At 35.3% G+C, this 13,466-nt stretch carries 10 protein-coding genes; 9 read left to right on the plus strand and 1 reads right to left on the minus strand.

Annotated features, from left to right (window positions below):
• Nucleotides 1-190: 190 nt before the first annotated feature.
• Nucleotides 191-1,855: a methyl-accepting chemotaxis protein gene (locus tag EZV73_RS05480; RefSeq protein ID WP_240839087.1), complete on the plus strand. Its 1,665-nt coding sequence runs from the start codon at nucleotides 191-193 to the stop codon at nucleotides 1,853-1,855.
• Nucleotides 1,856-1,886: 31 nt separating this feature from the next.
• Here EZV73_RS05480 and EZV73_RS05485 read toward each other — a convergent pair whose 3' ends face one another.
• Nucleotides 1,887-2,768 carry an AraC family transcriptional regulator gene (locus EZV73_RS05485; protein ID WP_240839089.1) on the minus strand — a complete coding sequence of 294 codons (882 nt, stop codon included), beginning with the start codon at nucleotides 2,766-2,768 and terminating at the stop codon, nucleotides 1,887-1,889.
• A gap of 286 nt (nucleotides 2,769-3,054) precedes the next feature.
• Here EZV73_RS05485 and EZV73_RS05490 point away from each other — a divergent pair, with 286 nt between their 5' ends.
• From EZV73_RS05490 to EZV73_RS05525, 8 genes are all read left to right on the plus strand, one after another.
• A complete protein-coding gene (locus EZV73_RS05490) occupies nucleotides 3,055-3,873 on the plus strand; it encodes a sugar phosphate isomerase/epimerase (RefSeq protein ID WP_240839090.1) in 819 nt (272 codons plus the stop codon).
• A complete protein-coding gene (locus tag EZV73_RS05495) occupies nucleotides 3,873-6,311 on the plus strand; it encodes a hypothetical protein (RefSeq protein WP_240839092.1) in 2,439 nt (812 codons plus the stop codon). The genes EZV73_RS05490 and EZV73_RS05495 overlap by 1 nt, the downstream gene beginning before the upstream one ends.
• Nucleotides 6,311-7,405 (plus strand): glycoside hydrolase family 88 protein, encoded by a 1,095-nt coding sequence (locus tag EZV73_RS05500; protein ID WP_240839094.1) that lies wholly within the window; start codon nucleotides 6,311-6,313, stop codon nucleotides 7,403-7,405. Before EZV73_RS05495 ends, EZV73_RS05500 begins: the two co-directional genes overlap by 1 nt.
• Nucleotides 7,389-8,618 (plus strand): CehA/McbA family metallohydrolase, encoded by a 1,230-nt coding sequence (locus tag EZV73_RS05505; RefSeq protein ID WP_240839096.1) that lies wholly within the window; start codon nucleotides 7,389-7,391, stop codon nucleotides 8,616-8,618. Before EZV73_RS05500 ends, EZV73_RS05505 begins: the two co-directional genes overlap by 17 nt.
• Before the next feature lie 117 nt (nucleotides 8,619-8,735).
• Nucleotides 8,736-9,272, plus strand: a complete 537-nt coding sequence (locus EZV73_RS05510; protein WP_240839098.1) for an HAD family hydrolase — start codon at nucleotides 8,736-8,738, stop codon at nucleotides 9,270-9,272.
• 8 nt (nucleotides 9,273-9,280) lie between these two features.
• Nucleotides 9,281-11,290, plus strand: a complete 2,010-nt coding sequence (locus tag EZV73_RS05515; protein WP_240839100.1) for an ABC transporter substrate-binding protein — start codon at nucleotides 9,281-9,283, stop codon at nucleotides 11,288-11,290.
• 59 nt (nucleotides 11,291-11,349) lie between these two features.
• Nucleotides 11,350-12,348 (plus strand): ABC transporter permease, encoded by a 999-nt coding sequence (locus tag EZV73_RS05520; protein WP_240839101.1) that lies wholly within the window; start codon nucleotides 11,350-11,352, stop codon nucleotides 12,346-12,348.
• Nucleotide 12,349: 1 nt separating this feature from the next.
• On the plus strand, nucleotides 12,350-13,465 hold the full coding sequence (locus EZV73_RS05525; RefSeq protein ID WP_240839103.1) for an ABC transporter permease: 1,116 nt from the start codon (nucleotides 12,350-12,352) through the stop codon (nucleotides 13,463-13,465).
• Nucleotide 13,466: the final 1 nt, after the last annotated feature.

The raw sequence follows: 13,466 nt of genomic DNA on the forward strand, positions 1-13,466 counted from the left end.
AGTTGACTTTATTTTATTATCTAGGTCTTCGAGGGATTACATTTTTTTGCAGTAAATACAAAGCTTTGGGGGCATAGTGTACGATTTTAGTCTAAATACTAAAAAAGTATTAAGAGTGGGATTACTTTATGAATTATCAGTGGTTTGATGCTACAATTATAAATATTTATATTTAGAATTAGGAGGCAAAATGAAAAGTATCAAATCAAAATTATTACTAGTTTTCATACTCATATTTATTCCATTTGTTGTTGTAGTTGTTACTGCATTTGCAACCTTCAACAGTATGAGTGATGATGGGGTTGCAATTAACCTATCCGGTAGTCAAAGAATGAGAACCATGTTAATCAGTAACTATGCTGTTCAATTGTACAAGAGTGACGAAGAAATAACAGATTTATCGTATGCTAAAGAACTTCTGGAATCAGAATTAGCCCAATATGATAAAATAACCAAAGCGCTTGTAGATGGAGATGAATCCTTAAACCTTGATGCTAACAGCGATGATGAAATTGTTAATATGATTCACGATCTTGAAGACAAGCTTGGTCAATATACTGCATCAGCAAAGAAAGTACTCGATGGAAGTGCGACAAGTGAAGATCTTGCTTACATATCAGAAAATGCCATGGTCTTAAAAAATGGCATGAACAATGTTGTTGTTATGTATCAAAGCAATTACGATCAAAAAATTAAGGTCTTTGAAACTGAATTGATTATCTTATCTATTTTTGGTGTTGTTATGTTAATCTTTGGCTACATAAACGGCAACAGAATCATTGTTAAGCCCATTAAGAAGGTCAACTCTAAATTAGAAGAAATAGCAAATGGAGAAGGTGATCTTAGACATGTCTTAGAAGTTACCAGCAAGGATGAAATTGGTGAGCTATCTAACAATTTCAATCTCTTTATAAGCACCATTAGAGATATGGTTGCTGAGATATCTGCATCAAGTGAAAACTTAGAAGTTGTATGTGATTCACTAGAAACCATTACCAGTGAAGTCGCTATATCATCGGATAAACTTTCAACCATTACATCGGAAATAGCAGATGGTGCAACCGACCAGGCTTCTGTCGTTATGACCACTGCAGAAAACTTATCTGAACTTGGTGAAGAGATAGACAACATCAATGATATTTCAAGCGTTATGAAAAATTCTTCTATTGAAATTAAAGATATTAATAAAATCAGTAAAAATTCTATGATTAGTTTGAGTGATAGCAATAATGAAAACATTGAAGCTTCAAATGAAATTAATGCGGCAGTTAATGTACTTTATAATAAGATTATGCAAATTTCTGAGATAACAGAAGTCATTAATGGCATCTCAAGTCAAACCAATTTATTGGCCTTAAATGCGGCCATAGAAGCGGCTAGGGCTGGAGAACATGGTAGAGGATTTGCAGTGGTTGCCAATGAAGTTAGCAAACTTGCCGAAGAATCCAATAATTCTACAGTCGAGATTTCTAATATTGTAACAGAAATTCAAGCACAAGTAGATGCAACAAAATCTCTTATGGAAAAAGTCTTAAAGATTTCAGAAAATCAATCTGAAGCAGTTAACCAGTCTAAAGATGATTTTGACAATGTATCTGGTTCTTTAGATCAAATGATTGACAGAATAGATGATGTGAGTATGAGAATTACAACAGTGGATGAAAAGAAAAACAACATTCTTGAATCCATCCAAAACATCGCGTCTGTATCTGAGGAAACTGCTGCTTCTACTGAGGAGGTTGCTGCATTTGCAGATGAGTTCCAGGCTAGTGTTCATGATATAACCGAAAATGCTGTGAGTCTTAGAAAATCAAGCAAGAACTTATCTGAAATGATTGAGAAGTTTAAATACTAATATTAAAGGAGCTGCAAATTGCAGCTCCTTTTCATATCTTATTGAATTTTCTATAATCTCTAGGTGAACAGTGGGCTATTTTATTAAAGACCCGATTAAATTGAGACAGAGAACCAAAACCACATATTTCAACAATCTCAATGACCTTTAAATTGGTATCTAAAAGAAGTTCTTGAGCTTTTTTTACTCGCGTCTCTTGTATATAGTTGACCAGTGTAAACTTAGTAATAGATTTAAACTGTCTCGATAGATAATGAGGGCTGATATAGAATTTATTGGCTAAGAAATCTAGTGACAAATCATCTTGAAAATTCGTATGAATGTATGATGTGATTTCATAAATCTTACTTTCGATAGATGATGTATAGGTTGGATCTGCAAAATATCTATTGTCATTTCTTAAACGGTAAACAAGTTCTAAAAACCTGATAAGATAGGTTGTTAAAGCCAGATCTTTAGTGACATTTGAAGATTTTGAAATCTTATACATCTCATTGATGATGGAGATGATTTCTGTCATCTTGTCTTTGTCAAATCTATAAATGGGCTTTTCCGTATCGAAGAGTGTTTTAAATTCATCGATAACATATGGGAAATGAACTTTTAAAAAGTCTATTGAAAAACTTAAAACAAGTCTTTTACAAGGTGTACCTTCATGATATTTTGTCTTATGAAGTCTAAAAGGTGTCAAAAATGCAAAATCATATTCTTTCATGTTGTAGACCTTACCTTCAAGGATATGTTCAGCATGACCTTCTAGTAAAAGGTAAACCTCAAAATAATGGTGAAAGTGTTGGAAGGGCATGTTTATCTGATAGTACCTTGTACCATAATCAAAGTGGATAAAAAGTGGATTTTTATCATTGTTGACATCGTATTCATAAGCCTCATCATATAAAACATTATGCTTCATTTTCACTCTCCTTTTATCGTTGTAATTCTCATTTTACACAATGAGAACAAAAAATGCAATGTTTTTATCCTTACTAAGCTTATAACGAGTTGTTATTGTCATTAGAAATGACTAATATATTAAGTAAGTCACACATAAGAACTCCTCATATCAATGTGTGACTTTGATTTCAAACCTTCGGAAAAGGTTTTCAGTGTCTCCCTCGACACAATGAAATCATATCCTTGTGGATGACGACTGTCCCCCAGCTCTATTCCACAAGCATTTTTTTAGAAAGTGAGATAAGATGAATCCTTTAGGAATAAGATCCCATGATTTTGGAAAACTAAATTACAATGACATGAAAAAAGCTTATTTAGACAATGGCTTAAATGCCATGCATCTGGCGCTACACAAGGCATTTGATACAATGGATGATGTTCATGATAAGCTTGATATCAGTGAACTTGTAAAGATTAGAGATACTTTTTCAGATTTACATGTATCGGTTTTAGGCTGTTATCTGAACTTCACAGGTCCTGATCTTATGTTGGCCAAAAGAAATATGCTGACATTTAAACGACAGATTGCCTATGCAAAAGCCATTGATGCAAAGACAATCGGTACAGAAACTGGTTCTGTCATGAATGAATATGGGTATCATAAAGATAACCACACAGAAAAAGCTTATTACATGTTCTGTAGAAAATTAGAAGAACTTTTAATTGAAGCTGAAGACAAAGATGTATTTGTTGCTATTGAAGGGGTGTCTGATCACATCATACATTCAAATCAAAAAATGCACAGGTTGTACAAGGATATGCAGTCAAAGCACTTAAAATTTATCTTTGATCATGTCAATATGCTGAATCTTGACAACTACAAGAAGCAAGCGGATGTCATAGATGAAGCTTTTCAAATGTATGGTGACCATATAGCGGTGCTTCATATTAAGGATTTTAAGGTTCAAGATAAAATCATAGAAGTAGCCCATGGTACGGGTGATTATGACTTTGATTACTTGTCAAAACTCATAAAAAATCATGACTTAGACATTATCATTGAAAATGGTGATGTTCATAATATAAATAAGGTCAAACAGTTAATAACAAGAGGAAGGGCATAATGAATTATACTTATCCAATCAAGAAAAATGAAGCGGTTAACAGATGGTGGTTATCAGATACAAGAAGAGAGCCGTATAAGTCACCTTGTGAAACATTTGAACATCCCATTAACACAGGTGAACAGTATGTGCAAATTGTATATCCAGTAAGAAGAAATTTCTTGGAAGAAAAGAAAATTGAAAAGGTAACAAAGGACCAGTTAGGACCTTATAACCATTTTTATTTTCCTTTTGAAAACAGTCGAGTAGAGTTTTCTGACTTTATTCATACACCCCACCATGTTTTCTTTAGCGGTAAAACATCGATTGTATCTGAAAAAGATATTGATGCAGATTTTAGATTGTTTACATGTGGTGGTGTTAAGTTATGGCTTAACGGAGAATTAGTAATTTCTTATGCACCTTATACAAGAAATAAACCTTCAAATACATCTGTTACATTACCATTAAAAGCAGGTGTAAATGAGATCTTGGTTTATTCAGAAGACTTGGCAGAAAGAGATGTAAACTTCTTCTTTGAACTGAGAAATGTAAGTGATGAAACATTTGAAGGTCAGCTTGAAATAAGTGATGACTGTGAAACAGTTTACGATATAGAAAACTTGATGAATTCATTTTACTATGAAGCGGACAATTATACAGAAGGCAACATCAAACTTAAGTATGATCCCTCTACAATTGACCAGCCAGTTCAACTAAAAATTCAAGGTTTGGCATCTTATGAAGAAAAGTTGGATTTTGAGTTTGAAATTACAAAAGACAAGGATTGTGTTCTAATACCGACTGAAGTCTTAAAGGTTGGTACATTTGGTACAGATTTAATCATTGATTTGCATGACTTAAGGCTTAAAAAGAAATTTGTAGTATCTTATTACAAAGATGACTTTTTAGTAGCTGAAGAGAGCATAGAAGCAAGAAAAAAACAGATCATAGAATTTTTAGCGAGAGAGTCTAATGGTAATATCCAGGTTGCCTTGGCTCAATTGATTGTATACGGTGAATACAATGAAAAAGCAGATGAAAACTTAAATATGGTCTTAAAGAAAATTAAAGAAAAACATGATTGTGCAGACTTCCACATAGGCGGTTTGGCTCAGTTGATGAGAGATTATAAAGACTACTTGCCAAAAGAAAAAGCAGAAGAAGTGAAAAGAGATGTCTTGAACTTCAGATATTGGTTAGATGAGCCAGGTGATGATGTTATGTGGTTCTTCTCGGAAAATCATGCCCTTAACTTCCATATTGGCCAGTACCTATTTGGTCATATGTATCAAGATGAAATCTTTACAGTGAGTGGCAAAACAGGATTAGAACAATATGAAATCGGTAAAGAGCGTTTGATTGAATGGTTTGAACATTTCTTAAAGTATGGTTTAGGTGAGTGGAATTCAGCCACATACCTGCCAATTGATTTGATCGGTTTCTTTGCCTTATTTGATATGGCGCCAGACCAAGAGATTGTTGAGTATGCAGGACGTGCACTTGATTTTTCATTTGAATTAATGGCAACTTATAACTTCCATGGTGTTATGAATGCTTCTTATGGAAGAATTTATGAAGGTAACTTAAAAGGTAGACATACTTCTGGACCTACGGTACTTGAGTGGGTAACATCAGGTAAGGGATTTGTGAACTTCCATAGTCACTCTACCATTGCCTATGCCATGAGTTCTTATATACCACCTAATTATTACGACAGGTTAAAACTTTCAAGTGGCCAGGCCAATGAAATTATTCATACCCAAGGTGTGAGAGAGGCTAAGATTTATACTTATGCAACAGATGATTTTTCTATGTCTTCTACTCAGGGCTTCCATGCCTTCGAAGACGGTCATCAGCAGCATATGATGAACATAGCCATGTCTGATAGAAATGCCTTGTTCTTTATCAATCATCCAGGTGAGAAACCACCGAGTGGTCATGGTAGACCGTCTTATATAGCTGGTAATGGTTCTTTCCCTCTAATCAGACAATATAAGAACAGCATGATGATGATTTATGATATTGATGACAAGCACTTGATGCATTATGTACATGGATTTTTAACACCAGAAAAGTACGACGTTATAGAAATTGATGGCAATGAAATGTTCATCAGATGTAAAGACACTTATCTATATGTAAAATCATCTAAGAACTTAGAATATGTAGAATACGGGCCAACAGCTTTTAAGGAAGTTATCTTAAGAGGACTAAACCACGGTATTTATATCAAGGTAGGTTCTATGGATATTTATGAGTCTTATGAGCAGTTTAAGGCAATTTTAAAAGGTACGGTTATGTGTTTTGATTTGAATCATAAACTGACTGTACATGACCCTGATGTGGGCATATTAGAGATTGACGGTAAAGATAAGTTTACTTGCCAAGGTCAATCTGTGATTCAAGGCATTAATTATGACATTAAAATAAATAAAGATGTAATTAGGAGTTTGTAGTGAATAGAATAGATGAAAAAATAGTCCTTTTAAGTAAGGCATTTAAAACAGTACTTTATGAGGACGATGTAAGATTTTTAGAAGGTATGCAAAACAACAACCTAGCAGGTGATGATATTTCAAAATACCGTTACTGGGAGTGGACACAAGGTGTTGGCTTATATGGCTTTTGGAAAATATTTGAGCATACAAAAGACAGAAGGTATTTAGAGACCTTAGAGCAGTATTATGAAGCTAGATTTGAAGAAGGACTACCTTCAAAGAACATCAATACAATGGCTCCTATGTTAACATTAGCTTATCTAGCAGAATATACTCAAAATGAAGTTTATCTAAAAGAGTGTTATGAATGGGCACACTGGATTATGAATGATTTGCCAAAGACAGAACAAGGTGGCTTTCAGCACATTACTTCTGATACAGTAAACTTTGGTGAGTTATGGGATGATACACTTTTTATGACGGTACTCTTCTTAGCCAAAGTAGGCAAAATGACAGAAAACAAGGACTTTATTGAGGAAGCCAAGTATCAGTTTATGATTCATATTAAGTATCTAACAGATTCAAAAACTGGCCTTTGGTATCATGGTTGGACTTTTGATGGCCACCACAATTTTGCTGAAGCATTATGGGGCAGAGGCAATTGCTGGGTAACCATTGCCATTCCTGAGTTTGTAGAAATGATTGAATTAGAGCCATGTGTCAAAAGATTCTTAGTTGAAGCCTTAGAAGCTCAAGTGAAATCACTTGTTAAATATCAAAATGAAAACGGTATGTGGCATACACTGATCAATGATTCTAATTCTTACGTTGAATCAAGTGCCACTTCTGGTTTTGGCTATGGCATTTTAAAGGCAACACGTATGGGTTTAATTGATAAGGCCTATATGAAGGCAGCTGAAAAAGCGATTAAGCCTATGATGGACAATGTCAACGACCAAGGTGTTGTTGATCAAGTATCTTATGGTACTGCCATGGGAAGAGATGGCTTGGACTTTTATAGAAATATTCCAATTGAGCCGATGCCATATGGACAAGCTCTGGCCTTACTCTTTTTAAATGAAGCGAAGGTGTCTGGTGCAAAAATTATATAAGAATGTTAGAAAAGAAGACTTACATGAATGGTTTGATTTAGAGTTTACTGTACCACAAGGTACAGTAGAACTCGAACTCAGGGTAAAATGCCCTGGAAAAGTTCATCTTATGTTGTATGGGCCGGATGCTTATAGAGGCATGTTAGACAAAGATAAAGATAAAATAATCATCAAAGAAGACTTTGCATCTAAAGGCTTTTTATCTGGGCTTATCCCAGGTTTATGGAAAATTAAAGTAGAAATCCTGGATGTACCGCATGAAATGACACTTGAGATAGGACTTGAGACAAAAAATGCACATAAAAGATGGTATGCCGGTGATTTTCATACACATTCTGTTCATAGTGATGGCAAACACCTGGTTTCAGACATGGTTACAATTGCCAAGGCATATGGTCTAGATTTTTTTGCACTGACAGATCACAATTCATATGCTCAGAATGAAGAAGTAGCTGAAGACTTTGTGATATTGCCGGGACTTGAACTGACAACTCCAAAAGGACATTCTAATTTTGTTGGTATCAAGCGACCGTTCGAGTCATTTGATTACAGAACAAAAGAATCACTTTATAAGATGTTTGATCAAGGTATGGATGCCGGATGCTTTATATCTGTCAATCATCCTTTTGTCGGCGATGTCTGGAAGTGGGGCTTTGATATGAAGTTTCATGCCATTGAGTTATGGAATGGTACCCCTTTAAGTAGAAATCAAGGTGCCCTTGACTGGTGGCAAGAAGAGCTTTCAAGAGGCTGCAAAGTTCTTGCAACAGGCGGATCAGACGTACATGTCCATGATTTGTCGGGTCGATGTTTCGGCAGAGGCAGGACTTTGGTGCTTGCAGATTCTCTGTCTAGAAAACACCTGCTTGAAGGTTTGCACAGGGGCAATATTTCTGTAGCTACTTGTGAAAAAAGTGGTTTTGTGGACCTAAAAATAGGTGATACCAGAGTTGGTGAGACTTATTATTTAAAGAACGAAAAACAGTTGAAACTCGATATTGATCTTTTAATGGATGAACCATCTGAGTTAAAATTATATACCAATGAAGGCCTTGTTGCATCTTATAACTTAGATGGTCATGAGCTTTCTAAAAACCTTTTAATACCAGTAGGTCATAAGTTTTATCGACTGGAATTATGGGGTAGAAATAATACACACGCATTTTTTACAAATCCCATCTATATTGAGAGACAAAAAATGCACACAATTTAGAATTTACACGCAATTACCGAGTGGAAATTGTTTGTAACAATACGTTAACATTATAGTGTACTCAAAGAAAACGCTTTCAGTACATAGTTTTGCGCATAAACTATTTAGGAGGGAAACATGAAGGTAACAAAAAAAGTAGTCATTTTTATGGACTGTGGTGACACAATAGTAGATGAGGCTACTCAAGTATTTGGTGAAGATGAAATTGTCTTAAAAGCAGAACCTATTCCAGGTGCTATTGAAACAATTAAGAAGCTTCGCGACCTAGGTTATATGCTAGTGATTGTTGCAGATGGCAAGGCACAATCGTTTAAAAACATCCTAACTTACAATGGTGTTTACGATGATTTCTCAGCTTTCATTTATTCAGAAAATATGAGAAATTTAAAACCACATCCAAGCATGTATAGAGCTGCTATGGGTGCTGTAGGCTTAGAAAAAGAGGATATTCCAAGGATTGTTATGGTAGGTAACAATTTAAAGAGAGATATAGTTGGTGCAAATAATATGGGGATCAAGAGTGTTCACTTAACATGGTCACCTAGATACTTACAAGCACCAGAATGCGAGGAGCAGATTCCAACATATTCAATTGATATGCCAGAAGATTTAATTGAACTCGTTGAGAAGCTTGAAGCAGAATTATCGAATTAGGAGGACAAATGAAGAAAAGTTTATCACTTTTATTAATCTTGGCACTGATGATTTCAATGTTTGCAGGTTGTTCAAGCAATGAGCCAGCAGAAGCTGCGGGTTCTAATGAAGCAGTTGTATCAACAGAGCAGACTGAAGTAGAAGTACAAGAAACTCAAGAAGTTGAAGTGGATACTGAGACATTTGAGTTATCAGAAGCACCAATGTGGGCTGAAATGGTTGCTGCAGGTAACCTACCAGCAGTTGAAGATAGAATGCCACTTGTGGATGACATTATGATTGAACCTGTATTTGATTCTATTGGTCAATATGGTGGTGAATTGATGTTCCCGTGGAGAGGCCAAAAGGACAAGTGGACGCTTGAAAAAATGACTGAAGAAGCATTATTCAGATTCAAGCTAGACGGTTCAGGTGTTGAGCCAAACGTTGCAAAGGGTTACGATGTAAACGAAGATGCAACTGAGTATATCATTTACTTAAGAGAAGGTATGAAATGGTCTGATGGTATAGACTTTACAGCTGACGATGTTGTTTTCTACTTTAATGAAATGGTCTTAAACGAGACTTTTGGTAAGTCACCATACAACTGTTACTACTCAGTAGATCCTGAAACAGGTGAAAAGACAATTGCTGAAGTAACAAAAGTAGATGACTATGCATTTAAGGTTAAATTTGCTAATCCATCTGTTCTATTCTTAGAGAGACTTGCTATTGACAACAAGTGGATGTACGCACCTAAGCATTATATGGAAACTTTATTACCACATATCGTTGGTGATGAAGAAGCGATGAAAAAAGCTGAAGAGTTAGGATTCTCTGATCTTAAAACTTTAGGTAAATACACTGGTTACTACTACTGGATCGTTCAGGACAGACCAACTTTAAGACCTTGGTTATTAAAGACAGATACAGAAGCGCCAGTAGCAAGATGGGAAAGAAACCCTTACTACTTCAAGACAGATGCTGAAGGTAAGCAGTTACCATACATCGATGCAATTGTTTGTCAAAAGGTAGAATCTAGCGATACTATTATGCTTGAAGCTATTGCTGGTAAGGTATCTATCAGAACATTCAGATTAGAAGACTTTGTATTGATGATGGAAAACAGAGAAGCGGGTGACTATAGAGTGACTCAATGGTCTAACACAGCTTGGGCTGGTAGAGGTATTTCATTAAATCAAGGTGTTGAAGATCCAAAATTAAGAGAAGTATTTACTGATATTAGATTCCGTGAAGCATTATCTGTAGCAGTTGATAGAGTTGAAGTTGCAGCACTAATTACAGATGACTTAGGTTCAGGTCAACAAGCATCAGTTCCAGAAGGTCTTGTAAACTACAAAGAAGATTGGGATCAAAAGTGGACAGCTTATGATGTAGATAGAGCCAATGCTCTTTTAGATGAAATGGGTATGACAAAAGGCGCTGATGGCTTCAGAACTTATAGCGACGGTTCAAACTTTGAATTAACACTTATCCAAATCGAGTCAGATGCAACATCAGAAGTGGGTGACTTTGAAGCATTAATCAAGAAGTACTACGAAGCAGTTGGTATTAAAACAAATGTTAAAGTTGTAGATAGAACTTATGGTGAAGAACTTGTTCAGTCAAACGGTGTTGAAGCTGAAACATACACACCTTCATTATTCAATGTAGCACTTAGACCAGACAATATTGTGCCAATTAGAAACTACAGATCATGGTATGGTACTTATGGCTTATACTACTCATCACATGGTGAGCAAGGTGAAAAGCCAGAAGGCGATATGGCTTTATTACAAGACTACTATAACATGATTCAAGCAGCTACTGATAAAGAGACTGTAAATGAATATTCTCAAAAGATTATTGATTTACATGAAAAGAACCAATGGTTAATTGGTTATACAGCTCCAGACCCATTAGTTGTAATGATTAAAAACAACTTAAAGAATGTGCCAGACAAACTAATTTTCTGTGATGAATTTAGAGGTTATGGTCATTCAAAATTACAACAATATTATTTCACAGAAGAAAATTAATTATTAGCCAGTAGACCCTCAGGGTCTACTGGTCTTATAAAGGCTAGAAAGGTGATACAATGTTTAAATTTATACTTAGAAGATTGATCATTATGATACCACTTGTACTCATTACTTCAATGGTCGTGTTTGCGGTTATTCAATTACCGCCAGGGGACTATGTAACAACTTATATTGCAACCTTACAAAATGAAGGTGAAACAGTTGATCAAAAGTTGATTGAAGATTTACGAGAAGAATATGGTTTAGATCAACCACTACCTGTTCAATATTTCAAATGGATGAAGAATATCATAACAAAAGGCGATTTTGGTTATTCTTTTTCTTATAACAAGCCTGTTAATGATGTTATAGGCGAAAGAATGGCAACTACACTCATGATTTCAGGTATAACATTGATATTTACTTATGCCGTAGCTATACCAATCGGTATCTATTCGGCCTTACACCAATACTCAATTGGTGATTATATAGCAACAATCATCGGTTTTTTAGGTATGGCGACACCTAACTTTTTACTTGCCATCCTACTTATGTTTGCCTCATTTAAATGGTTTGGCGATCCGATGATGGGACTTATGAGCGTTGAGTTTATAGATGCGCCCATGAGTTTAGCCAAGTTTGTTGATATCTTAAAACACTTAATCATCCCAGTAATCGTAATCGGTACAGGTGGTACATGTGGTCTTATTCGTGTTATGAGAGGCCAGATGTTAGATGAGCTGGATAAACAATATGTACTTACAGGTCGTTCTAAGGGTCTTGAGGAAAAGAAGATCAGAAGAAAGTACATTGTAAGAGCAGCTTTAAATCCAATTGCTTCTTCAGTTGGTTGGAACTTAACAAAGATCTTTTCTGGCTCAACAATTACAGCCATCGTACTGAACTTACCAACACAGGGACCAGTTATGTTAAGTGCCCTTAGAAATCAGGATATGTACCTTGCAGGTACATGGCTTCTGTTTATGAGTGTATTAACAATGGTAGGTACATTAATTTCAGATATTGTATTGGCTTGGTTAGACCCACGTATTAGACTAATGGATTCGAGGATGTAGAATGATAAGTTTATTTAAAAAGAGAAAAATTGAAGATGAAGAAAAGTATTTCTTTGCATCACAGTGGACTTTGATGTTTAAGAAATTGAAAAAACATAAATTGGCGCAAATCAGTATCGTGATTCTTATCCTCTTGTATACGCAGATGATATTTGCACAGTTTGTATCACCTTATGGTTTAGAGAGTTTTGATAGTAAGGTAGTTAATGCACCACCTACTAAGATACATATGTTTGATGAAGATGGGATACATCTGCCTTTTGTTTATGCTTATGAGCAAAAAAGAGACCCGGTTACCTTTAGAAAGTACTATGCAGAAGATACTTCTAAAAGATACCCAATCAAACTATTTGGAAAAGGGGAATCTTATAAGTTTTTAGGTTTATTTGAAACCGATCGTCATTTATTTATTGTTGATCAACCTGCAAGGATATTCTTGTTTGGTACAGATAAATTGGGTAGAGACATCTTTTCAAGGATTGCACTTGGTAGTCAGATTTCACTGACGATTCCACTTGCAGGTGTGTTTATTTCCTTTATCTTAGGTATTACAATCGGTTCTATATCGGGTTACTTTGGTGGCCTTACAGATACCATTATTCAAAGAATTATTGAAGTTATCAGATCTTTCCCGACACTGCCTTTATGGATGGCTTTATCGGCTGCTATACCAGCAAGAATCCCTGTTATTCAGATGTTCTTGTTTATAACGATTATCCTATCCTTTATATCATGGACGGGTCTTGCAAGAACTGTAAGAAGTAAGTTTATGTCACTAAAGACGGAAGATTATATCATGGCTGCAAAGGTTGCAGGTGTGAGTGATTTCAAGATCATTTTAACACATATGATTCCAGGTTTTATTTCTTACTTGGTAGTAAACATGACTCTTTCTATTCCTGGAATGATTATTGGTGAAACATCGATGTCTTTTCTAGGTTTAGGTATTAGACCACCAGCTACAAGCTGGGGTGTACTTTTACAAGAAGCACAGCAAATTCAAAACATAGCCTTGTATCCATGGAAGCTTGTACCATTATTCTATGTAATAATCACAGTACTTGCATTTAACTTCTTTGGTGATGGCCTAAGAGATGCTGCAGATCCGTATAAATAGA

Source organism: Acidaminobacter sp. JC074, from assembly GCF_022496765.1.
Lineage (GTDB): Bacteria > Bacillota > Clostridia > Peptostreptococcales > Acidaminobacteraceae > JABXKX01.